The 21,570-nt window shown below is 62.1% G+C and carries 22 protein-coding genes and 1 tRNA gene; 3 read left to right on the top strand and 20 right to left on the bottom strand.

Annotated features, from left to right (window positions below; genetic code table 11):
- Positions 1-18: 18 nt before the first annotated feature.
- The 19 genes from nuoM to mepA form a co-directional block, all read right to left on the bottom strand.
- Positions 19-1,536 (bottom strand): NADH-quinone oxidoreductase subunit M, encoded by a 1,518-nt coding sequence (gene nuoM, locus KYK33_RS08130; RefSeq protein ID WP_224432651.1) that lies wholly within the window; start codon positions 1,534-1,536, stop codon positions 19-21.
- 73 nt (positions 1,537-1,609) lie between these two features.
- A complete protein-coding gene (gene nuoL / locus KYK33_RS08135; RefSeq protein ID WP_224432652.1) occupies positions 1,610-3,457 on the bottom strand; it encodes an NADH-quinone oxidoreductase subunit L in 1,848 nt (615 codons plus the stop codon).
- Complete coding sequence (nuoK, locus tag KYK33_RS08140) at positions 3,454-3,762, bottom strand: NADH-quinone oxidoreductase subunit NuoK (RefSeq protein WP_041205926.1); 309 nt, start codon at positions 3,760-3,762, stop codon at positions 3,454-3,456. The genes nuoL and nuoK overlap by 4 nt, the downstream gene beginning before the upstream one ends.
- Positions 3,759-4,310 carry an NADH-quinone oxidoreductase subunit J gene (gene nuoJ, locus KYK33_RS08145; RefSeq protein WP_042043679.1) on the bottom strand — a complete coding sequence of 184 codons (552 nt, stop codon included), beginning with the start codon at positions 4,308-4,310 and terminating at the stop codon, positions 3,759-3,761. Before nuoJ ends, nuoK begins: the two co-directional genes overlap by 4 nt.
- Positions 4,311-4,319: 9 nt before the next feature.
- Entirely contained in the window at positions 4,320-4,862 is a 543-nt protein-coding gene (nuoI, locus tag KYK33_RS08150; RefSeq protein WP_005324242.1) for an NADH-quinone oxidoreductase subunit NuoI, read from the bottom strand.
- A gap of 7 nt (positions 4,863-4,869) precedes the next feature.
- Positions 4,870-5,838, bottom strand: coding sequence for an NADH-quinone oxidoreductase subunit NuoH (gene nuoH, locus KYK33_RS08155; RefSeq protein WP_025327220.1), 969 nt, complete (start codon positions 5,836-5,838; stop codon positions 4,870-4,872).
- A complete protein-coding gene (gene nuoG, locus KYK33_RS08160) occupies positions 5,835-8,564 on the bottom strand; it encodes an NADH-quinone oxidoreductase subunit NuoG (RefSeq protein ID WP_224432653.1) in 2,730 nt (909 codons plus the stop codon). Before nuoG ends, nuoH begins: the two co-directional genes overlap by 4 nt.
- 58 nt (positions 8,565-8,622) lie before the next feature.
- The gene (nuoF, locus tag KYK33_RS08165; RefSeq protein ID WP_224432654.1) at positions 8,623-10,008 is read right to left on the bottom strand and encodes an NADH-quinone oxidoreductase subunit NuoF; all 1,386 of its coding nucleotides are present in this window, start codon (positions 10,006-10,008) and stop codon (positions 8,623-8,625) included.
- Entirely contained in the window at positions 10,005-10,571 is a 567-nt protein-coding gene (gene nuoE, locus KYK33_RS08170) for an NADH-quinone oxidoreductase subunit NuoE (protein ID WP_224432655.1), read from the bottom strand. Before nuoE ends, nuoF begins: the two co-directional genes overlap by 4 nt.
- 65 nt (positions 10,572-10,636) lie before the next feature.
- A complete protein-coding gene (nuoC, locus tag KYK33_RS08175; protein ID WP_224432656.1) occupies positions 10,637-12,442 on the bottom strand; it encodes an NADH-quinone oxidoreductase subunit C/D in 1,806 nt (601 codons plus the stop codon).
- Positions 12,443-12,444: 2 nt separating this feature from the next.
- Entirely contained in the window at positions 12,445-13,119 is a 675-nt protein-coding gene (locus KYK33_RS08180; RefSeq protein ID WP_224432657.1) for a NuoB/complex I 20 kDa subunit family protein, read from the bottom strand.
- 29 nt (positions 13,120-13,148) lie between these two features.
- Entirely contained in the window at positions 13,149-13,553 is a 405-nt protein-coding gene (locus tag KYK33_RS08185) for an NADH-quinone oxidoreductase subunit A (protein WP_224432658.1), read from the bottom strand.
- Between the two features lie 245 nt (positions 13,554-13,798).
- Complete coding sequence (locus KYK33_RS08190; RefSeq protein WP_157014085.1) at positions 13,799-14,674, bottom strand: MotB family protein; 876 nt, start codon at positions 14,672-14,674, stop codon at positions 13,799-13,801.
- A complete protein-coding gene (locus tag KYK33_RS08195) occupies positions 14,652-15,410 on the bottom strand; it encodes a flagellar motor protein (RefSeq protein WP_042043695.1) in 759 nt (252 codons plus the stop codon). Before KYK33_RS08195 ends, KYK33_RS08190 begins: the two co-directional genes overlap by 23 nt.
- 325 nt (positions 15,411-15,735) lie before the next feature.
- Positions 15,736-15,823 (bottom strand) — tRNA-Ser (locus KYK33_RS08200).
- Positions 15,824-16,089: 266 nt separating this feature from the next.
- Positions 16,090-16,707, bottom strand: a complete 618-nt coding sequence (locus KYK33_RS08205) for a TPM domain-containing protein (RefSeq protein WP_224432659.1) — start codon at positions 16,705-16,707, stop codon at positions 16,090-16,092.
- Positions 16,708-16,731: 24 nt separating this feature from the next.
- Entirely contained in the window at positions 16,732-17,463 is a 732-nt protein-coding gene (locus tag KYK33_RS08210; RefSeq protein WP_224432660.1) for a TPM domain-containing protein, read from the bottom strand.
- Entirely contained in the window at positions 17,460-18,050 is a 591-nt protein-coding gene (locus KYK33_RS08215) for a LemA family protein (RefSeq protein WP_224432661.1), read from the bottom strand. Before KYK33_RS08215 ends, KYK33_RS08210 begins: the two co-directional genes overlap by 4 nt.
- Before the next feature lie 55 nt (positions 18,051-18,105).
- Positions 18,106-18,852: a penicillin-insensitive murein endopeptidase gene (mepA, locus tag KYK33_RS08220; RefSeq protein WP_224432662.1), complete on the bottom strand. Its 747-nt coding sequence runs from the start codon at positions 18,850-18,852 to the stop codon at positions 18,106-18,108.
- Between the two features lie 160 nt (positions 18,853-19,012).
- Between mepA and KYK33_RS08225 the strand changes: the two genes are divergently transcribed.
- Together KYK33_RS08225 and KYK33_RS08230 are read left to right on the top strand one after the other, a co-directional pair.
- Positions 19,013-19,564, top strand: a complete 552-nt coding sequence (locus tag KYK33_RS08225; RefSeq protein WP_224432976.1) for a hypothetical protein — start codon at positions 19,013-19,015, stop codon at positions 19,562-19,564.
- Between the two features lie 206 nt (positions 19,565-19,770).
- Positions 19,771-20,049, top strand: a complete 279-nt coding sequence (locus KYK33_RS08230) for an RNA recognition motif domain-containing protein (protein ID WP_083940371.1) — start codon at positions 19,771-19,773, stop codon at positions 20,047-20,049.
- Between the two features lie 78 nt (positions 20,050-20,127).
- On the opposite strand, the gene KYK33_RS08235 is transcribed toward KYK33_RS08230, so the two are convergent.
- A complete protein-coding gene (locus KYK33_RS08235) occupies positions 20,128-21,027 on the bottom strand; it encodes an aldo/keto reductase (RefSeq protein ID WP_224432663.1) in 900 nt (299 codons plus the stop codon).
- Positions 21,028-21,133: 106 nt separating this feature from the next.
- Here KYK33_RS08235 and KYK33_RS08240 point away from each other — a divergent pair, with 106 nt between their 5' ends.
- On the top strand, positions 21,134-21,541 hold the full coding sequence (locus KYK33_RS08240; protein ID WP_224432664.1) for a helix-turn-helix domain-containing protein: 408 nt from the start codon (positions 21,134-21,136) through the stop codon (positions 21,539-21,541).
- Positions 21,542-21,570 lie beyond the last annotated feature (29 nt).

The following is a 21,570-nucleotide window of genomic DNA, read 5'->3' on the forward strand; positions in this document are numbered from 1 at the left end:
AGAGAGAAACAGAGGGCATCATTGCAGTGCTCCTGTGGCTGGCAGCGCGTACCAGTGCAGCACGCTCAGCAGGCTGCTGCTGGCGGTGTCGAGCACGGGTTGCGGGTAGAGACCGAGCAGCACCAGCAGACCGGCTATGGTCAGCATCATGGCCAGCTCCCGTCTGTCCAGGCCCTTGAGGACGCTCTCGTCCTTGGGAGCTCCGAAGCAGGCGCGCTGCAGCATGATGAGGGAGTAGACCGAGGCCAGCACCAGGCCGAAGGTGGCGATGATGGTGATGATGGGGGCCACCTGGAAGCTGCCGATGAGGATCAGGAACTCGCCGACGAAGTTGCCGGTGCCCGGCATGCCAAGGGAGGCCACCGAGAAGAACAGCATGACGCCGGGCAGGTAACGCAGCCGACCCCAGAGGCCGCCCATCAGGCGCAAGTCCCGGGTGTGCAGGCGCTCGTAGAGCTGGCCACAGAGGATGAAGAGGCCGGCGGCGGAGAGGCCGTGGGCGATCATCTGCACCACGGCGCCCTGCAGCGCCAGCTCGCTACCGGAGTAGATGGCGATCATCACGAAACCCATGTGGGAGATGCTGGTGTAGGCCACCAGCCGTTTGATGTCTGTCTGGGCGAACGCCAGCAGGGCGCCGTAGACGATGCCGAACAGGCCAAGGAGCATGGCGTAGGGGGCGAACTGGGCGGAGGCCTCCGGGAACAGCGGCAGGGTGAAGCGCAGCAGGCCGTAGGCGGCTGTCTTCAGCAAGATGCCCGCCAGATCCACGGAACCTGCGGTCGGTGCCTGACTATGGGCGTCCGGCAACCAGCCATGGAGCGGCACCAGCGGCATCTTGACCGCGAAGGCGATGAAGAAGCCCAGCATCAGCAGCCACTGTACGCCCTTGCTCATCGGGGTGTTGAGCAGGTCGAGGTAGTTGAAGGTAAAGACGCCGGTGGCGGCGTGGTGAGTCAGTACCAGCCCCAGGATGGCCACCAGCATGATGAGGCCGCTGGCCTGGGTGTAGATGAAGAACTTGGTGGCCGCGTTGATCCGGGATTTACCGTCGGTAACCGAATGGCCCCAGAGCGCGATCAGGAAGTACATGGGAACCAGCATCATCTCCCAGAAGAAGAAGAAGAGGAACAGGTCCACCGCCATGAAGACGCCGAGCACGCCCCCCAGGATCCACAGCAGGTTGAGGTGGAAGAAGCCGATGCGCTGCACGATTTCTTTCCAGGAGCAGAGGATGGCCAGCACGCCGATGAAGCTGGTGAGCATCACCATCAGGAGCGACAAGCCGTCTACCGCCAGGTGCAATGAGATGCCGAAGCGGGGGATCCAGGGTTGCTGCCACTCGGCCGCCCAGACGGGGAGCCCGGGGCTGGCGAGGGAGAAGTCACCGCCGAGCCAGATGGCACCGGAGAGCAACAGACAGGCGCTCATGGAGAGCAGGGCTACCCAGCGAACGAATTGTCCGCCGAGCCGCTCCATCTGCCAGCAGAGCAAGCCGCCGATAAAAGGAATTAACAAGATCCAGAGTAAGGTCACGATATCAGCTCTCTTATAGGTTCTGGTCGCTGTGTAGGCCCGCAGGCCTGTGAATTCAGGGAATGCATCGACGTCAACCGAGCAGCAGCAGGGCCAGGATCAGGGCGGCGCCCATCCCCATGGAGGCGGCGTACCAGCGCAGCTTGCCGGACACAGTCCAGGCCAGCAGCTGGTGGCCACCCTGGGCCAGCACGGCGGGCAGGTTCATCATCCGATCCAGCGGATCCTTGCCGAGCAAGCGGGTCACCAGCAGGTAGGGCTTGACCCAGATCCAGTCATAGAGCCAGTCAAAGCCCCAGGCATTGAACCAGAGGGTGCTGAGCAGGCGGCCAGGAGCACTATTTGCGATGCTTTTTGCCAGACGACGTTCGCCGAGGAAGAGGAAGGCGGCGAGCGCAATGCCTGCCACGGCGATGACGCCGGAGAGGATCTCGAGGCTGTGACGGCCCTCCTCGATATGATCCCCCGGGCCTGCCGGCAGTACTCCGGCGAGCGGTGGCACTATCAGGGCGCCCACCGCGGTGGAGAGCACCAGCAGCACCAGCAGCGGCAGCTGGTGGGCCAGGCCGTGGCCTTTGTGCGCCTGCGTCTGCGCCTTGCCGTGGAAGGCGATGAAGATGAGGCGGAAGGTGTAGAGGGAGGTCAGGAAGGCCCCACCCAGACCGGCCCACAGCAGGGCGCTCTGGCCACTGGCCTGCACTTGCCAGAGGATGGCGTCCTTGCTGTAGAAACCGGCGGTGACCAGCGGCAACGCGGCCAGGGCCGAGCCCCCCACCAGGAAGCAGGCATAGACCAGGGGCAGGCTCTTGCGCAGGCCCCCCATCTTGAAGATGTTCTGCTCGTGGTGGCAGGCGATGATCACCGCACCAGAGGAGAGGAACAAGAGCGCCTTGAAGAAGGCGTGGGTCATCAGGTGGAAGATGGCCCCTTCCCAGGCGCCGACCCCCAAGCCTAAGAACATGTAGCCTATCTGGCTCATGGTGGAGTAAGCCAGGATCCGCTTGATGTCGGTCTGCACCAGGGCGGCAAAGCCTGCCAGCACTAGTGTGATGACGCCCACCAGCGCCACCAGATGGAGGATCTCGGGAGCCAGCAGGAAGAGGCCGTGGGTACGGGCGATGAGGTAGACACCGGCGGTCACCATGGTGGCCGCGTGGATCAGCGCCGAGACCGGGGTCGGGCCCGCCATGGCGTCCGCCAGCCAGGTCTGCAGGGGCAGCTGGGCGGATTTGCCAACCGCGCCACCGAGCAGCATCAGGCAGGCGAACGACAGGGCAGGGGAGCCCTCGGCAAACATCGCCGGAGCACGCACCAGCAGCTCGTGGATGTTGAGGGTGCCGAGTTCCCGGTACAGGACGAACAGCCCGATGGCGAGGAAGACGTCGCCGACCCGGGTCACCACGAATGCCTTGAGGGCGGCCGCGCCGTTGGCCGGGTTGCGGTAGTAGAAGCCGATCAGCAGGTAGCTGCAGAGCCCCACCCCTTCCCAACCCAGATAGACGAACAGCAGGTCATCGGCCAGTACCAGAAACACCATGCTGGCGATAAACAGGTTGGTGTAGGTGAAGAAGCGTGAATAGCCCTCTTCTCCGCGCATGTACCAGGAGGCGAACAGGTGGATGAAGAAACCCACCCCTGTCACCACCCCCAACATGGTCAGCGACAGGCCGTCCAGCGCCAGGCGGAAGGTGGGCTGGAATTCACCCACCGACATCCACTGCCACAGGGTCTGGGTATAGACGCCGCCCTCGGGGGTGTGATTGAGGAAGTCGAACCCGACCCAGATTGTGGTCAGAGCCGACAGGCCTATGCTGCCGACACCGATCAGCGCCGCGCTGCGCTCGCCGAGACGGCCGATGGAGAAGGCCAGCAGCAGCCACCCCAGCAGGGGGAACAGGAAAGTCAGATATAGGAGGCTCATCCGCGCATCTCGCTCACAGTGTCCACGTTCAGGGTGTGGTAACGACGATAGAGCAGCAGTAACAGGGCGAGGCCGATACTGGCCTCCGCTGCCGCCAGAGAAATCACCAGAATGTACATGATCTGGCCGTCGGCCTGGGCCCAGCGGCTGCCAGCCACCACGAACGCCAGGGCGGACGCATTCATCATGATTTCGATACTCATGAGGATAAACAGCAAGTTACGGCGAATTAACAGACCGCACAAACCGATGCAGAACAGGATGGCGGCCAGCAGAAGGCCGTGCTCCATGGGGATACCACTCATTGCTGACCTCCTTCCTGAGATGGGCGAGCGGTGGGTTTGGGGACGGAGAGCACTTCCCCGCTCTTGTCTTCACGGCCAAGGTGATAGGCGGTGACCAGACCCGCCAGCAGCAGTATGGAGGCGAGCTCCACCGCCAGTACATAGGGGCCGAACAGGGCGATGCCGACCTCTTTCGCACTGACGTCGGTCTGCCCGAGCTCACCGCCGGTGACCCCGAGAATGCCGTAGGCCAGGAAGCCGAGCAGGATGAGGGAGAGCAGGGCAGGCCCACCCCAGGTCATGGGGGTGAGCCAGTTGCGCTCCTGATCCTGGGCGCTCCCTAAGTTCAGCATCATCACCACGAACACGAACAGCACCATGATGGCGCCGGCGTAGACGATCACCTGCAGGGCGCCTGCGAAGGAGGCTCCCAGGCAGAAGAAGATCATGGCCACGGCGATGAGCGAGATGATGAGATTGAGCAACGCATGCATGGGGTTGCTGGTGCTGATGACCCGCAGCGTGCTGTAAACGGCGACCAGGGCCGCGGCATAAAATGCCAGTTCCATGATTGACTCCTAGGGCAGCAGGCTCTTGACATCGATGGGCTTGGCTTCGTTCTCGGCATCCCCTTTGGGCTTGCCGTCGATGGCCATCCCGCTCATGCGGTAGAAGTTGTAGTCCGGGTATTTGCCGGGGCCGCTGATCAGCAGATCTTCCTTCTCGTACACCAGATCCTGGCGGCGATACTCGCCCATCTCGAAATCCGGCGTCAGCTGGATGGCGGTGGTGGGGCAGGCCTCTTCACACAGACCGCAGAAGATGCAGCGGGAGAAGTTGATGCGGAAGAACTCCGGGTACCAGCGACCGTCGTCCCGCTCCGCTTTTTGCAGCGAGATGCAGCCGACCGGGCAGGCCACGGCGCACAGGTTGCACGCCACGCAGCGCTCGTCACCGTCGGGATCCCGGGTCAACACGATGCGGCCACGGAAACGGGGCGCGGCATAGACCTGCTGCTCCGGGTAGCTCAGGGTCTCGCGGGGGCGCCAGGCATGGGAGAAGACCATCCCCAGACTGCGCAGTTGGGTGCCAACACCCTTGATAATGCTCGTAATTTTCATTGGTGCCTCACTGCACGTTCATAAGCACGACGGCGCCGGTTACCAGCATGTTGAGCAAGGTAAGCGGTAAGCAGACTTTCCAGCCAAAGGACATCACCTGGTCAAAGCGCGGGCGGGGCAGGGAGGCCCGCAGCAGGATGAAGAACACCATGAAACAGGCGGTCTTCAGGGCAAACCAGATGAAGGGCGGCAACCAGGGGCCGTGCCAGCCACCGAAGAAGAGGGTCACTATGAGGGAGGAGATCAGCACTATGCCGATGTACTCGCCCACGAAGAACAGACCCCACTTCATGCCCGCGTACTCGATGTGATAGCCGTCGGCGAGCTCCTGCTCGGCCTCCGGCTGGTCAAACGGGTGACGGTGGGTGACGGCAACCCCGGCAAACAGGAAGGTGATGAAACCCAGGAACTGGGGGATCACGTTCCACAATCCGGCTTGCGCTTCGACTATATCCCGCAGGTTGAAGCTGCCGGTCTGGATGACGATGCCCATCAGGGAGAGGCCGAGGAACACCTCGTAGGAGAGGGTCTGGGCCGAGGCGCGCAGGCTGCCGAGCAGGGAGTACTTGTTGTTGCTCGACCAGCCGGCAAAGAGCACGGCGTAGACCGCCAGCCCTGCTATGGCCAGGATGTAGAGCAGCCCCACGTTGAGATCCGCCACGCCCCAGGTGGGGGTGATGGGCACCACCGCAAACGCCAGGATGAAGGCGGTAAAGGCGATGATGGGGGCCAGCACGAAGATCCGGCGATCCGCGAAGGGCGGGATCCAGTCCTCCTTGAAGAACATCTTGACCATGTCGGCCGCCAGTTGCAGCAGGCCGAAGGGGCCCACCCGGTTGGGGCCGTACCTGTCTTGCCAGAGCGCCAGCAGACGGCGCTCGATGAAGCTCATGAAGGCGCCAGCCCCCACAATCCCCACCAGCACGATCAAGGCTTTGCCTACCTCCAGCAACAGATCGATCAGCTCATTGCTCATGCGATGGCCTCCTGCAAGTCAGTCACATAGGCCTGGTGCAGCGCGGTCGGCAGGCCATGGGCGCCCAGCGGCAGACCGAGCAGCCCCTGTGCCAGCCGCTCGCTGACCCGCAGGGTCAGTCGCCAGTGGTGGCCGCCCCAGGAGAAGGCCACCAGGTTGCCAGCATGGAGGGCGAAGCGGGTGGCGTCGCCCGGGTTAAGCACCAGCTCGGGGGCGGCCATGCGCGCCTGGATGACGGGGCTGCGCGCGGAGAGCTCTTCCCCGCCAAAGAGTTGCTCGTAGCTCACCACTTGCAGCGCCGCCTGGGCGCCGAAGGGGGCGGGGATGGTCTCGAACCAGCCGAGGCTGTCTTCACCCGGCTCCAGCAGACGACGACCGGGATCGCCGGCTCGCAGGTTGCCACCCACCTCGCTCTGGAACTTGTTCCAGGCAGAGGGGGAGTTCCAGCCCGGCGCCCAGGCGAACGGCACCTGTTGCATCGGCTGGCGGGCACCGGCGTAGCCTTCCATGGAGAAGCTGAAGGGGGAGTCGGGGTCTTGCGCCACCCGGGGCTCGCTCACGTTCTGATCCGCCAGCATGGAGGTGCGGCCGCTGTAGCGGTGCGGCTCGCGGGCGAGCTTCATGCCGCGGATACGCAGCCCGGCATTGGGGGCGGCTTCGCCCATGGTGGCCAGCAGCGGGGCAGAGGCGGCGCAGGCCGCACTCACCTCATCGAAGCTGCTCCAGCGCGGGGACTTGCCGTCCAGCGTGCCTTGCAGCGCGGCCAGCCAGCGCCAGCCTTCGCGCACCTGGATGTCGGCGTCGTAGAAGGCGGGGGCATAGACCTGGAAGAAGCGCTGGGCACGGCCTTCCATGTTCACCACAGTGCCATCGGCCTCCGCAAAGCTGGCGGCAGGCAGCACCAGGTGGGCCTGCTGGGAGGTGCGGGTGTCCTGATGATCCACCACCAGCAGATGCTGCAGGCGCTTGATGGCGGCATCGACCCGGTTGCGGGGGGCACGGCGATAGAGATCGTTCTCCAGGGTGATCAGCGCAAGGGACTCGCTCCCTTCGATGCGCTCGAGGGCGGCTTCCAGGGGGGCGGCGTTGCCGGCCAGCATGGCCAGCCCCAGGCTGTTGGTCTCCTGGGCCACCAGTGCCAGTTCGACGCTCTGACCACGACCCTTGAGGGCGTGGGCTATGTTGCTGGCCGCCTCGATCAGCGCCTGGCTGCGGGCACCGGAGCCCGCGATGATGAGCGGCTTCTTGGCGTTGCCAAGCAGCTCGGCCCAGCGGGTCGCTTGAGCCAGCTGATCGGCGTCCAGATCCTGCGGGGCAGGGGCGGAACCGTCGAGCAGGTGGGCGATGGCAAAGCCGAGGCGGGCCTGATCGGCGTGAGGGGCATGCAGTGTATCGGCGGCCACGTCGTCGAGACGGGTCTGATCCAGGCTGGTAATGAGCAGCGGGTAGCGCTCGTTCTGGGCCAGGGTCTGCACCGCGGCGACTTGCCACAGGTCCACCTTCAGCTTGCGGGCGATCTCGCGCCCCTTGCCCTTGACCGCCTGGCGCAGGGCCAGGGCGATGCGGGCGGCCGTCTGGGTGACATCTTCACCCAGCACCAGCACGGCGTCGGCCTCTTCCATGTCACGCAGGCTCGGGGTGCGTACGCCACCCTGTTGCAGGATCTGCAGCATCTTCTGCAGGCATTCCCATTCGCTCTGCTCGACCCCTGCGTAGAAGTTGGCGGCGCCCACCAGCTCGCGCAAGGCGAAGTTGCTCTCGAGCGACGCCCGGGGCGAGCCGATACCGATGATGCCGGAGGCGGTGCGCAGGGCATCGGCGGCGCGGTTGAGGGCGCCGTCGACCGTGATGGCCAGCTTGTCATTGCCATCCTGAAGCAGGGGTTGGCGCGGGCGGTCGGCCTGGTTGACATAGCCGTAACCGAAGCGGCCACGATCACAGAGGAAGTAGTGGTTCAGGGCGCCGTGGAAGCGGTTCTCGATGCGGCGCAGCTCGCCGTAGCGCTCACCCGGGCTGATGTTGCAGCCGACCGAGCACTGCTGGCAGATGCTGGGGGCAAACTGCATGTCCCACTTGCGGTTGTAGCGCTCGGAATGGGTCTTGTCGGTGAAGACGCCGGTGGGGCAGACCTCCACCAGGTTGCCGGAGAACTCGCTCTCCAGGGTGCCATCCTCGACCCGGCCGAAGTAGACGTTGTCGTGGGCGCCGTAGACCCCCAGATCCTCGCCGCCGGCGTAATCCTTGTAGTAGCGCACGCAGCGATAGCAGGCGATGCAGCGGTTCATCTCGTGGTTGATGAAGGGGCCGAGATCCTGATTCTGGTGGGTGCGCTTGGTGAAGCGGTAGCGACGGCTGTTGTGGCCGGTCATCACCGTCATGTCTTGCAGGTGGCAGGCGCCGCCCTCTTCACACACCGGGCAGTCGTGGGGGTGGTTGGTCATCTGCCACTCCACCACAGTCTTGCGAAATTTTTTCGCCTCTTCGTCCTCGATGGAGATATAGCTGCCATCGGTGGACGGGGTCATGCAGGACATGACCAGGCGGCCGCGCTTGTCGTCGGCATTCTGATACTGTTTGACCGCACACTGGCGGCAGGCGCCGACGCTACCGAGCGCCGGGTGCCAGCAAAAATAGGGGACGTCCAGACCCAGGGACAGACAGGCTTGCAGCAGGTTATCTGCCCCGTCTACCTCGAACTCTTTACCGTCTACATGAATGGTTGCCATACAACTTCCCTGAAACCTGTTTTGTGAAATCGGCTATTGCCCGATGCGTTCTGGCGTATTACCAGCGCTCGCCCAGCAGATTGGGCTGGATACCCTTGAACAGCTTGTGATTGTCATGGGGGGCCTTGACCCCGGCCTCGAACTCGGACCGGAAGTACTTCATGGCACTGCCAAGGGGCTCGACGGCGCCGGGGGCATGGGCGCAGAAGGTCTTGCCCGGCCCCAGGAAGCTGACCAGCTGCTCCAGGGTGGCGAGATCCTCGGGCTGGCCTTCGCCTCGCTCCAGGGCCCGCAGGATCTTGACACTCCAGGGCAGGCCGTCGCGGCAGGGGGTGCACCAGCCGCAGGATTCGCGGGCGAAGAACTCCTCCATGTTGCGCAAGAGTCCGACCATGTTGATGCTGTCATCCACTGCCATGGCGAGGCCCGTCCCCATACGGGTGCCGACCTTGCCGATGCCACCGGCATACATCTGGGCATCCAGGTGCTCGGGCAGCAGGAAGCCGGTGCCGGCACCGCCCGGTTGCCACGCCTTGAGGCGATAGCCGGGTTTCATGCCGCCGGCATAGTTCTCGAACAGTTCGCGCGCCGTGATACCAAAGGGCAGCTCCCACAGACCCGGGTTGTTCACCTTGCCGGAGAAGCCCATCAGCTTGGTGCCGTGATCTTCCGAGCCTGGCAGCGCCAGCCCCTGATACCAGGCCACGCCGTTGCCTATGATGGCGGGCACGTTGCACAGGGTCTCGACGTTGTTGACGCAGGTCGGCTTGCCCCAGACGCCGGAGACGGCGGGGAAGGGGGGTTTGGCCCGCGGGTTGGCGCGTCGCCCTTCCAGGGAGTTGATAAGCGCCGTCTCTTCGCCGCAGATGTAACGCCCGGCGCCCGTGTGGACGAACAGCTCGAAGTCAAAGCCCGAGCCCAGGATGTTCTTGCCGAGCAGGCCGGCGGCCTTGGCCTCGATCACCGCGCGGCGCAGGTGGATGGCGGCATCGACATATTCACCACGCAGGAAGATGTAGCCACGGTAGGCCTTGAGGGCCCGGGCACTGATGATCATCCCCTCGATCAGCAGGTGGGGCAGTTGCTCCATCAGCAGCCGGTCTTTCCAGGTATTCGGCTCCATCTCGTCGGCGTTGCAGAGCAGGTAACGGATGTTCATGCTCTCGTCTTTGGGCATCAGGCCCCACTTCACCCCGGTGGAGAAGCCGGCGCCGCCGCGCCCCTTGAGGCCGGCGTCCTTGACGGTGCCGACGATCTCATCAGGGCTCATCTGACTCAGTGCCTTGCGGGCCGCATCGTAGCCCTGCTTGCTCTGGTATTCGTCCAGCCAGACCGGCTGGCCGTCATCCCGCAACCGCCAGGTGAGGGGATGGGTCTCGGGGGCACGGGCGATGCGGTTGGCGGTGCCGAGGGAGGCGAGTGTCTTGTTTGGTTGCAGGCTCATGGGTAAGCCTCCAGGGTTTTCAGCAGACTGACGGCGTCGAGCCCACCGTAGGTATCGTCGTCTATCATCAGCGCCGGCCCCTTGTCGCAGTTGCCGAGGCAGCAGACCGGCAGCAGGGTGAAGCGGCCGTCAGGGGAGGTCTGGCCGGGGGCCAGATCCATGACCTCTTTCAGGCCGGCCAGCAGCTGCTCATGGCCGTTGATGTAACAGACCATGCTGTCACAGACACGGATGATGTGGCGTCCGACCGGCTGGCGGAAGATCTGGCTGTAGAAGGTGGCGACCCCTTCCACGTCGCTGGCAGGGATGCCGAGCACGGCGGCGATGGCATGGATGGCACCGTCCGGTACCCAGCCGCGGGCCTGCTGCACTATTTTGAGTGCTTCTATGCTGGCGGCGCGGGGATCTTCGTAGTGGTGCGTCTCATGCTCTATGGCATCGCGCTCGGCCTGGCTCAGGACGAAGCCGTCCTTCTGGCTTGGGACTAGGGCGTCCCCCTTGCTCTGGCATGCGCTCTGTCCCGCTGGGGACGATGTATTCTTGCACTGACATTGCTGGCTCATGAACTTAACCTTTTGTCGTTTATTCTTCTTGTCCCGTTGCGCCCTCGCGTGGGCGCGGCGGGGACTTAACGATCCACATCCGACATGACGAAATCGATACTGCCCAGGTAGACGATGAGATCCGACACCAGCTGACCCTTGATGACCGAGGGGATCTGTTGCAGGTGGGGGAAACTCGGGGTGCGGATCCGGGTCCGGTAGCTCATGGTGGAGCCGTCGCTGGTCAGGTAGTAACTGTTGATCCCCTTGGTCGCCTCTATCATCTGGAAGGACTCGGCGGCCGGCATCACGGGCCCCCAGGACACTTGCAGGAAGTGGGTGATCAGGGTCTCGATGTCCTGCAGGGTGCGCTCTTTTGGCGGCGGTGTGGTGAGCGGGTGATCCGCCTTGAAGGGCCCCTCCGGCATGTTCTTCATGCACTGCTCTATGATCGCCAAGCTCTGGCGGATCTCCTCGATGCGCACGGTGGCGCGATCGTAAGCATCCCCATTGCTGCCTACCGGCACCTCGAACTCGAACTGATCGTAGCCGGAATAAGGGCGCCACTTGCGCACGTCGAAGTTGAGACCGGTGGCGCGCAGGCCCGCGCCCGTGGTGCCCCAGGCCAGCGCCTGCGCGGTGTTGTAGGCGGCGACGCCAATGGTGCGACCGCGCAAGATGCTATTGCGCATGGCGGCCTTCTCATACTCCATCAGCCGTTTGGGCAGCCAGCTCAGCAGGTTGTCCTGGATGAGACGGGCCCAGCCGGTGGGCAGGTCGTGGGCCACACCGCCGATGCGGAACCAGGCCGGGTGCATGCGCGCGCCCGTGATAGCCTCGATGATGGTGTAGATCTTCTGCCGGTCGGTGAAGGTGAAGAAGACAGGGGTCATGGCCCCCACGTCCTGGATATAGGTGCCAAGGAACAGCAAGTGGCTCTGGATGCGGAACAGCTCCGCCATCATCACCCGGATCATGTCGACCCGGTTGGGCACGGTGATCCCCGCCAGCTTCTCGACTGCCAGCACATAGGGCAGGTTGTTCATGACCCCCCCTAAGTACTCGACCCGGTCGGTGTAGGGGATGTAGCTGTGCCAGGACTGGCGTTCGCCCATCTTCTCGGCACCCCTGTGGTGATAGCCGATGTCAGGCACGCAATCGCGGATCTCTTCGCCATCGAGCTGCAGCACCAGCCGGAAGGCGCCGTGGGCGGAGGGGTGGTTGGGGCCGAGGTTCAAGAACATGTAGTCTTCGTTCTCGTTGCCCCGGCTCATGCCCCACTCTTCGGGCTTGAACAGCAGGTTGTCCTGTTCCTGATCCTGCTTGACCGCGTCGAGCATGAAGGGATCGAACTCGGTGGCCCGGGCCGGGTAGTCCTTGCGCAGCGGGTGTCCCTGCCAGCTCTTGGGCATCATGATGCGGGTGAGATGGGGGTGACCGTCGAAGGTGATGCCCATCAGATCCCAGACTTCCCGCTCGTACCAGTTGGCGTTGGGGAAGTGACGGCTGATGGTCGGCAGGTGCAGATCGCTCTCCATCAGCGGCACCTTCAGCATCACATCGGCGTTACGGTCGATGGAAATGAGGTGGTAGAAGACGGTGAAGTCGCTGCCCGGCAGGCCGTGGCGGTGGCTGCGCATTCGCTCGTCGGTGGCGCTCAAGTCAAACAGCATCACGAAGGGGGAGGGGAGTTTTTGCAAGAAGCCCATCACGTCCAGCAGCAGATCGCGGGAGAGCCAGAGCACAGGCACCCCGGTGCGGGTGGTCTGGACGGTGAAGCGCTCGGCGCCGAAATGGGCAAACAGCTCGCCGACCACCTGGGCATCGGCGTGATCCGCCGTCTGCCCCTGGGCCATGGTGTAGTTGCTTGGGAATTCTCGAGTCAGTTTCATGGTCAGATCTCATCCGGCGTGCGCAGGTTGGTGACTTGGATGCGCTCTTCCCGCTTGCGATCCTTCTCGGCCTGCATCTGGGGGCGATAGATCCCCTGATCGCCCACCGTCCAGGAGAGGGGGCGGCGCTCCTTGCCGATGGAGTCCTGCAACAGCATCAGGGCCTGCAGGAAGGCTTCGGGACGGGGCGGGCAGCCCGGAATGTAGACGTCGACCGGCAGGAACTTGTCCACCCCCTGCACCACGGAATAGATGTCATACATGCCGCCCGAGTTGGCGCAGGCGCCCATGGAGATGACCCACTTGGGTTCGAGCAGCTGTTCATAGAGGCGCTGGATGACGGGCGCCATCTTGATGAAGGGAGTGCCGGCGATCACCATGAAATCCGCCTGACGGGGCGAGGCCCGGATGACTTCGGCGCCGAAGCGGGCCACGTCATGGGGGGAGGTGAAGGCGGTACACATCTCCACATAGCAGCAAGAAATACCGAAGTTGTAGGGCCAGAGGGAGTTCTTGCGGCCCCAGTTGACTGTGTCTTGCAACACCTCTTCGAGCCGCCCGATCATGATGCCGCGGCTCGCCTGCTGCGCCAGCGGGTCATCGACGGTCTGGCGCTGTTCCTGGGGGTAGCGCTCAGCGGGCGCATCCGGGTCAATCCGGGTCAGGGTGTACTTCATGGTGCAACCTCAAAGGGATAATCGGTAAATCAGTCTGGCTTCTTGTCAGTCAGGACGCGTTTCTTCGGGGCCCAGTCGAGGGCACCGATGCGCCACAGGTAGATGAGGCCTACCAGCAGCAGGGTGATGAAGATGGTGGCTTCGATAAAGCCGACCCAGCCGCTTTCCCGAACGGAGACGGACCAGGCGAAGAGATAGAGCGCCTCGACGTCGAAGATGACGAAGAACATGGCGACCAGGTAGAACTTGGCGGAGAAACGCAGACGGGCGTTGCCGACGGAATCTATGCCGGATTCGAAGGGTCTGTTTTTGGCACGGCCATAGGCTCGCCCTCCCAGCAAGGCCGCGACGCCTACCATGGTCAGACAGATGCAGATGGCCCCAATGACATAGACAGCAAAGGCCCAATGCTGGACAGCGACATCAGCAAACATATAGGTTTTCCCTAACAAAATTAATCACGTGACATAACAATCTTGTCACGCAGTATGGCACTTCCATACTGATTTATATGTCATTTCATCAGGTCAATTATTAATCATGGCAAGGAGAAATTGCTTTTTGCTACCGGGGTCAAACTTCTCATTCGAGAATGATTTTTAATCGCCGTGAAATGCGGAGGTGTACTGTCGGGTGGCAGGCGAAACAGGGGGCGGCATAACAAAGATCCCCCATTTTATCAGGGGGTGAGGAGGGGGAGGGTTCGTTCGGCGGCCTTGCCTTGTGAGAGGGTTATCTCGACGCGCCGATTGGCCTGCCGGTGTGCGAGGGTGTCATTGGCAAAGCGAGGCTGGGTGTCGGCCACCCCTTGAGCGATGACTCGTCTGGCATCGATCTTCGGGTTGGTCAGCAGGGTGTGGACTATGGATGCCGCCCGCAGCACCGACAACTCCCAGTTGTTGCGATAAAGCTCTATCGCCGTCAGTGAATCATCGGTATGACCGGTGACCACCACCATCCCCGGGATATCTGCCAGGGTATCGGAGACCTTGTTGACCAGAGGAATGAATTGGGGTTGGAGGAAGGCCGAGTTTGCAGGGAACAGGCTCTTCTCGCCGATACGGATCACCAGCTGGCTGCCGAGCTGCTCTACCTCCAGTTCTTTGGATTCAATCTGGCTCTTGAGCTGCTGATCCAGTTTCTGTTTGGTGGTGGTTGCCCACTCCTGCTCCTTGCTCTTATGGGGCCAGGACTCCGCCGCATTGGCTTTCTCCGAGGCGCCAATGGTTTCGTTGAAGGGATCGGTCGCCACCGTGGGTGCCTCTGTACTCAGTACCGGCTCTGCTTGGGGGACAGCCGGCGTGATGCTGGGATCGGGCTCGAGGATCCCGGTGCCCCCTTGCATCACCGGCGAGCCCGCGGGAGGAGAGATGAGCCCGATCTTGCCGAGCGACTCAATGAGACCCTGGATCAACACCCGGGTTTCCGACTGCTTGGTCATGGCGAAGGAGTAGAGCACCACGAACAGGGCGAACAGCAGGGTCATGAAATCGGCATAGGAGACCAGCCAGCGCTCATGGTTCTCCGGGGATTCAGCCTTTTTCTTTTTGGCCATCATGGCCTCCGAGATAGGGTTCCAGAGTCACTTGCAGCCGTTGCTGTGATTCGCCGTCCAGGATGCAGAGGATGCCGGTCAGAGTCATCTCCTTGTAGTGCCTGATCTGATGGGCAAATCCTTTGTAGCGGTTGCCAAATGGCAGAAAGATCAGGTTGGCCGCGCCCACCCCGTAGATGGTGGCGATGAAGGCCACCGCGATGGCCCCCCCAAGCTGGTCTGGGGCATCCAGCAGACCCATCGCATGGATCAGGCCAAACACGGCACCGACGATCCCCATGGTGGGACAGTAACCCCCCATGGCTTCATAAAACTTGACGGTTTGCTCGAGATCTTCCTGCTCGAATTCGATCTCGTTTTCCAGCACCTCGTGGATCTTGGTCTTCTCGTAGCCGTCGACCATCATCTGCACCCCCTTTTGCAAGAAGGGATCCTTGATGTCGTCGATCATGGCTTCCAGCGCCAGCATACCGCTGCGCCTTGCATTGCCTGCCAGGGTTTCCAGCAGTTGAGCCTGCTCTTGCATGTCGAGGCGAAGGGGGGTGATGAGCCATTTGAAGCGCTTGAAGGTTCTGCCAACCACGGAGAAAGGGAATTGGGTCAGGGCCGCGCCGACAGTGCCCCCGATCACGATGAGGAAGGCGGGCAGATTGAGCAGGGCACTGGGATGACCACCTTCGAGCATGTTGCCGCCCAATATGGCAATCAAGGCTAGCAGCAAACCGATCAGACTCATGTATCCAGACCCCTGTGTAGTTAACTCTGGCTAGTGTAGGTACTTAACTATCAGTTTTTCAAAATGATATCCAACTTGTGAACCATTATTGAGAGGTAAAACCAGGCTGGCGGTAGATCCTGTTTCGGCCTTGGCGGCAACATCATGAGGATTAAGGGGATGGGGTTGTGCCGAACTGGCTGGGTGACGGTGATATGGCGGGAGAGAAGAGACAAGGGTTGAGCGGGTAGCTGCGAAGGGGGAGGCGGTGACATCGCCCCTGGCCGGGCGAGAGTCGTCAATGCCACAAAGCAAAAAACCGACCCTGAGGTCGGTTTTTATAATTTGGCGGTGAGGGAGGGATTCGAACCCTCGATACGTTGCCGTATACACACTTTCCAGGCGTGCTCCTTCAGCCACTCGGACACCTCACCAAATTTTTACTTCTTTGAAGTGGCTTTCGGAGCACGCTACGCGTGCTTTCTTACCGACTTCGCCGGTGGGCAGCCTCTCGGACAGCTCACCAAATTTTTGACTGTTAGTTTACCTGTTCAATCATCAGGATTGTTCATGGCCTTGGCCGCGACAACGGGGCGTAATTTAGGGGAAAGCGGGTGGCGGGTCAACCCTTTTTCCCCTTGTTTTTCATATCATTTTCCATTTGTACAGCTTTTATGCCGAGATAGGTGTTTTTCTCACCTCATGGCTGATCCAGCATGATCAGGCTGTCGGGCAGCTCGTTCTTGTCATTGGTGGGCGGGAAGGCATCGGCCAATATGGCACCGGTGCGGGTCACACACTCGATGAAACCGGGCTCGACCTCGCCCTTGCGGATGCGGGCGGTAAAGTCGTCGATGATCTGCTGCCATTGGGCATTGTCTATGTGCTTGGCGACACCGTCATCGACCAGGATCTCCACATAGTGTTCCGCCACCGAAACGAAGATCAGCACCCCCAGTCTATCGTGGGTGCGATGCAAGCCTTGCTCGATAAACTGCAACCGCGCCATCAGGGCTGCCCGGTGCTGGCGGACCTTCTTCGGGATCAGCAGCATCTTGATGGGGGTCCAGTGAAACAGCAAGGTCAAGGCGAGCCAGACAGCCCACTGGGTCAGCAGTATTTCGTACCAGCCGAGCCAGAAGCCGAGCTGGAACACCAGCAAGGGAGTGAGCATGGCCAGCAGCGCGGCCCACAGGGTCGGAATGTAGCGATAGCCGTCACTGGCCGGGGCCAAGACGGTGACCAGCTCGGCGTCAGTGGCCTGCTCGACTTGGCGTACCTTGGCCTGCAAGGTGTGATAAAACTGTTTAGAAATCATTGCGTTGTCTCTTTGTATCCCAGATTACCAGCCACCGGAGGCACCACCGCCCCCAAAACTGCCGCCACCGCCGCTGAAGCCGCCGCCACCAAAACCACCGCCGGCGCGACCACCGCCGAAGCCACCGGCCAGATAGGCGGCCCGACGGCGGCCACCGGAGCCACCCCCGCCGCCGCCTCGCAGGTTGTGCAGCACGATCATCACTATCACCATCAGGATGAACAGCCAGGGGCCGCCCAGCTTGTCCTGCTGCTTGGTCACCTCCACCGGTTTGTATTCACCGGCCAGGGCCTGCATGATGCCCTGGCTGCCGGCGACTATGCCGGCCACCATGTCGCCGCGCTTGAAGGCAGGCAGGATCCGGGTCTGGATGATGTTGGCGGCGATGGCGTCGGGCAGGGCGCCCTCCAGCCCATAGCCCACTTCGATGCGCACCTTGCGCTCATCCTGGGCGATCAGCAGCAGCACACCGTTGTTGTGCTCCTTCTGGCCAATGCCCCAGTGGCGCCCCAGTTGATAGCCGTACTCTTCGATGGTATTGCCGTCCAGGCTGTCGATTGACACCACCACCAGCTGGATGCCGCTGCGTTTTTCAAAGGCAGCCAGTTGCTGGGTCAGCTGATGAGCCTGTTTGCGCGACATCAGATGGGCTTCGTCGACCACCTGGCCGCTGAGGGCCGGGAAGGTGGGGGCGGCTTGCAGCGCCGCCGTCCACAACAGCAGACAGGGCAGCAGCCAGCGCATCATCGAATTCATTCGAAGCTGACCTTGGGCGCCTCATCGGCACCTGGCTTGGCGCTAAAGCTTGGCTTGGGTTCGAGATCCGAATAGAGCAGTTTGGCCCAGATCACCCCGGGGAAGGTGCGCAGCTCGGTGTTGAACTGGCGCACCGCCTCGATGTAGTCGCGACGGGCCACCGAGATACGGTTTTCCGTCCCCTCAAGCTGGGCTTGCAGAGTGAGGAACTGTTGATCCGCCTTCAAATCCGGGTAGCGTTCTACCACCACCATGAGCCGTGACAGGGCACTGCTGAGCTGGTTCTGGGCCGCCTCAAACTGCTTGAGCTGGGCCGGATCGCTTACCTGCAGGCTGCCAACCCGGGCGCGGGCGTCGGTGACTGCCTTGAGGGTCTCCTGCTCGTGGCTGGCATAGCCCTTGACGGTGGCGACCAGGTTCGGCACCAGATCGGCGCGGCGCTGATACTGGTTCTCCACTTGACCCCAGCTCGCCTTGACCTGTTCATCCAGGGTCGGAATGGTATTCATGCCGCAACCGGTCAGGGTCAGCAGCAGGGACAGCAGCAGGAAGGCCCGACCTAAGGGGCGCCAGATACTCGTAGCCATCTTGTTGTTCTCCAGTGATTTTTCAATATTGACCCGCACACCATACAGCCTGTGCTCACCCCTCACAACGGCCAGGCAGTTGCGGCAGCTTGCTGTAGATGGTCGAGGTCTTGGGGAGTTGCGGTTTGTCCTTGATCCAGGAGCTGAGTTCGGCGCCACAGCCATTGCCCGGCGGTATGGGGGCCTGGGGCAGGCAGTCAGGGCTGCCTATGGGGCAGCGCAACCGCACATGGAAGTGGCTGTAGTGGCCGACCCAGGGTCTGAGTTTCTGCACCCAGGGCTCGCTCGGTGCACGTTTGCACACCTCGGCCTTGAGCGCGGGGTTGATGAAGATGCGGGTCACATCGGGGGATTGGGCGGCGAGGCGCAGCAGGGTCATCTGCTGGGGACCGAAGCGACCCGGCAGGGTTCGGTAGCTTGGCTCATCGATCAGCGCCCACTCCTTGGGGGCATCCTGCTCCCAGCGGCTGATAGGCTTGTTCGCCATGCGAAACCAGATGTCGGCATCGAGGCCGGTCTGGTGGCTGCGGTGACCCGAGCTGAAGGGGCCGCCGCGGGCCATGGCGAGATCGGCGATGTAGAGATCCGGCAAACCGGCCATCTTGGTCTGGCTCGCCAGTCCCTCGAGGTATTGAATCAGCTCGGGGTGGCCGTAGTAGCGTAGCCGCTTGGTGCGGATCACCTGATAACCGGGGCCGGTCAGCGGCAGGGCCATGCCGTTTTTCAGGCAGCCCCCGGCATAACCGCCAATGGCTTCGGGTTGCAGGGTACTGGTCAGCAGGAGCAGGGTGGCGATAAGCATGATGCCCTCTCGGAGAACGGGAAAAGGGGTGTCCTTTGAGCGTCACCAGCATAGCAATAGAGCGGGGGGCAGGGCCAGTGGGGACCACGACCTTGCATCGGCTCCAACCTTATTGCCACAATGCGCCCCTCGAAGGGGATCTGAATAGAGGAACAAGATGATGAAAGCGAGTGAGCTGGTCGGCAAGGATGGCATTTTCTGGTTGCAGCCACCGGCCGGGCGCTTCTATCCCGCCATGGTGAGCCTGCTGCTGTTGAGCCTGGGAGCTGTCGGTGCCGCGCTCTGGCAGGGCTACCCCCAGATGGGTCTTTTGCCTTGGGTCGGTGTCATCTTTGGCGGCATAGTGCTGCTGATGATGCTGGTGCCCCGCCACTGGCAAGCCTGGCGCATGGCGGAACTTGCCTGGGATGCAGAATATCTCTACCTGATCAACGGTTCGCAAGACAGGGCCAAGGCGATAGCGCGAGGGGCGCTGGTTGAGGTGGATCGCGAACGGCGGGTCGGTCATAACGGGGAGTGGCTCGCCTTCAGTCTGGATCTGGCTCTGGCCCCGGATGATCTCGATGAGGCCGCCGAGGTGCTGGGTTTGACTGGTGAGACGGCCCACGAGATAAGTCCGGGGATCTATCGATTTGGCTTTAAACGGGCCTGGCACAGCCACTCGGCACTGAGCCGAATATTGGCTAAATTGGTGCCGAATCGGGCTGATTAATTTCTAGACAATTTAGGGTTAAGCTCAGATACTGCCTGTTACTTGAATTGAACTTGCCGCCGGACTTACTCGAGAGATCAATGGCTTGAGTGGTCAGGCGGGGAGTGCCAGGACATGATGCCCTGGCCAGTCCGGCGTAGCGGTTGTGCCCTGCTGCTGCGTCGGTGATTGCATAGAGAAGGCACCCTGACTCGAGAGTGGATGGCATGAAGATTTACGTAGGAAATCTGTCGTACCGGATGACGGCCGACGAACTGACAACCGTATTCAGCCAGTTTGGACAGGTAGAGAAGGTCGATATCATCATCGATCGCGATACCGGTCAGTCCAAGGGATTCGGTTTTATTGAAATGCCGGTAAACGGTGAGGCCGAGAAGGCGATCGCCGATTTGCATGGCACCGAGATAGGTGGACGAACCATCACGGTCAATCAGGCCAAACCGAAGACAGATGCACCACGTGGTCGCCCCCAGCGTCATCGTTGAGGTGCTTCGATAAGGCAAAACGGCATGGGTTCCCCCATGCCGTTTTTGTTTGTGCCTGATGTAGCCTGTCGATGAGGATCAGGGCACGTCATAGCCCAGGGCCGCCTTGCGAATGTGGAACCACTGCTGGCGACTGAGGCGTACCGCCTCCGAGGCGACGGCGCTGGCGATCCGCTCGCGCTTGCCCGAGCCGATGATGGGCAGCGGCCGGCTTGGCAACATCATCACCCAGGCGTATACCACCTGTTCTATGGTCTGGGCGCCGCACTCTTCGCGGATCCGCTCCAGTTCATGGCGAAGATTCTCAAAGCGGCCATCGTGGAACAGGCTGCCGCCTCCCAGGCAAGACCAGGCCATGGGGCTGATGCGCAACTGTTGGCACAAGTCCAGGGTGCCATCCAGGGTGAGATCCATGTTGAGGGGGGAGATCTCCAACTGGTTGGTGACCAGGGGGAAGGGCAGACGCGATTGCAGCAGCTCGAACTGGCGCGCGGTGAAGTTGGAGACGCCAGCGTGCTTGATCTTGCCCGCCTGCTTGAGGGCGATAAAGGCCTCGGCCACTTCGTCGGCATCCATCAGGGGATCCGGGCGATGGATCAGCAACAAGTCCAGGTGATCGGTGGCCAGCTTCTGCAAGGAGGCTTCGGTGCTGGCGATGATGTACGCCTTGCTGGTGTTGTAATGGTTGAGGGCGTGTTCAGGCTTGGCGGTGAGGGCGATGCCGCACTTGCTGACCAGCTCCATGCGCGTGCGCAGGGAGGGATCGAGGCGCAGCGCCTTGCCGAAGGCCTCTTCACACTGATAGCCGCCATAAATATCGGCGTGATCTATGGTGGTGACCCCGAGATCCAGGTGGTACTTGATGAGATCCAGCAGGGCGGCCGGAGTGAGTTGCCACTCCATCAGGCGCCAGTAACCCATGATGATGCGAGAGAATTCGGGCCCCTGGGGGTGCAGGGTCAGGCGGGATACTGTCATTGTCTTCTCCTTGGGATAAATGCTGGGCTTATCTTGGCCCTTGCGCTCGGGCAAGGCAATAATAGCGCCCGTCGTCATTCGTACTTTGGTTCTGACTGGGAGAGATATGGAAGGCTTTGCTGCGCGATTGCGGGAGTTGGTGGGGGAGATGAGCGTGAGCGCCTTCGCCCGCAAGGTGGGCTTGGGCGAGGCGCTCATTCGCAAGTATCTCAAGGGGGCCGAGCCCGGCTTTGCCAAGGCAAACCAGATTGCCATGGCCGCCAACTGCTCTCTGGAGTGGCTGGCCACCGGCTGCGGTTACCTCTATCGCCAGGCCGAAGTGGTCGACAGGCTTGCGCTGCAGGGGGCACGGACCCTGATCTGCGAGCAGGATGCGACCATGGCCCTGCCGGATGAGGAGGCCCTGGTCCGGTTGCTCGCCTATTACCAGTTCCTGCGCAGCCACAAGCGGGCCGATGGCTTTCTCGATCTCGCCATGGCCCGCCAATTTGGCAAGCACCTGGACGAGGCGTGAACGGCGTGTTCAGGGATATCTGTTACCCT

It is taken from the genome of Aeromonas rivuli, from assembly GCF_020149575.1.
Classification (GTDB): Bacteria; Pseudomonadota; Gammaproteobacteria; order Enterobacterales; family Aeromonadaceae; genus Aeromonas; species Aeromonas rivuli.

What these genes read in the sequence shown, in the direction of transcription:
- KYK33_RS08240 (WP_224432664.1), top strand. Translation starts at nt 21,134, where the DNA reads ATGGAAGGCTTTGCTGCGCGATTGCGGGAGTTGGTGGGGGAGATGAGC.
- nuoJ (WP_042043679.1), bottom strand. Translation starts at nt 4,310, where the DNA reads ATGGAACTGGCATTTTATGCCGCGGCCCTGGTCGCCGTTTACAGCACG.
- nuoK (WP_041205926.1), bottom strand. Translation starts at nt 3,762, where the DNA reads ATGAGTGGTATCCCCATGGAGCACGGCCTTCTGCTGGCCGCCATCCTG.
- KYK33_RS08190 (WP_157014085.1), bottom strand. Translation starts at nt 14,674, where the DNA reads ATGGCCAAAAAGAAAAAGGCTGAATCCCCGGAGAACCATGAGCGCTGG.
- nuoL (WP_224432652.1), bottom strand. Translation starts at nt 3,457, where the DNA reads ATGAGCCTCCTATATCTGACTTTCCTGTTCCCCCTGCTGGGGTGGCTG.
- nuoG (WP_224432653.1), bottom strand. Translation starts at nt 8,564, where the DNA reads ATGGCAACCATTCATGTAGACGGTAAAGAGTTCGAGGTAGACGGGGCA.
- KYK33_RS08225 (WP_224432976.1), top strand. Translation starts at nt 19,013, where the DNA reads ATGAAAGCGAGTGAGCTGGTCGGCAAGGATGGCATTTTCTGGTTGCAG.
- KYK33_RS08215 (WP_224432661.1), bottom strand. Translation starts at nt 18,050, where the DNA reads ATGGCTACGAGTATCTGGCGCCCCTTAGGTCGGGCCTTCCTGCTGCTG.
- nuoI (WP_005324242.1), bottom strand. Translation starts at nt 4,862, where the DNA reads ATGAAAATTACGAGCATTATCAAGGGTGTTGGCACCCAACTGCGCAGT.
- nuoC (WP_224432656.1), bottom strand. Translation starts at nt 12,442, where the DNA reads ATGAAACTGACTCGAGAATTCCCAAGCAACTACACCATGGCCCAGGGG.
- KYK33_RS08180 (WP_224432657.1), bottom strand. Translation starts at nt 13,119, where the DNA reads ATGAAGTACACCCTGACCCGGATTGACCCGGATGCGCCCGCTGAGCGC.
- nuoH (WP_025327220.1), bottom strand. Translation starts at nt 5,838, where the DNA reads ATGAGCAATGAGCTGATCGATCTGTTGCTGGAGGTAGGCAAAGCCTTG.
- KYK33_RS08230 (WP_083940371.1), top strand. Translation starts at nt 19,771, where the DNA reads ATGAAGATTTACGTAGGAAATCTGTCGTACCGGATGACGGCCGACGAA.
- KYK33_RS08210 (WP_224432660.1), bottom strand. Translation starts at nt 17,463, where the DNA reads ATGAATTCGATGATGCGCTGGCTGCTGCCCTGTCTGCTGTTGTGGACG.
- KYK33_RS08195 (WP_042043695.1), bottom strand. Translation starts at nt 15,410, where the DNA reads ATGAGTCTGATCGGTTTGCTGCTAGCCTTGATTGCCATATTGGGCGGC.
- nuoE (WP_224432655.1), bottom strand. Translation starts at nt 10,571, where the DNA reads ATGAGCCAGCAATGTCAGTGCAAGAATACATCGTCCCCAGCGGGACAG.
- nuoF (WP_224432654.1), bottom strand. Translation starts at nt 10,008, where the DNA reads ATGAGCCTGCAACCAAACAAGACACTCGCCTCCCTCGGCACCGCCAAC.
- KYK33_RS08205 (WP_224432659.1), bottom strand. Translation starts at nt 16,707, where the DNA reads ATGATTTCTAAACAGTTTTATCACACCTTGCAGGCCAAGGTACGCCAA.
- KYK33_RS08235 (WP_224432663.1), bottom strand. Translation starts at nt 21,027, where the DNA reads ATGACAGTATCCCGCCTGACCCTGCACCCCCAGGGGCCCGAATTCTCT.
- mepA (WP_224432662.1), bottom strand. Translation starts at nt 18,852, where the DNA reads ATGCTTATCGCCACCCTGCTCCTGCTGACCAGTACCCTGCAACCCGAA.
- KYK33_RS08185 (WP_224432658.1), bottom strand. Translation starts at nt 13,553, where the DNA reads ATGTTTGCTGATGTCGCTGTCCAGCATTGGGCCTTTGCTGTCTATGTC.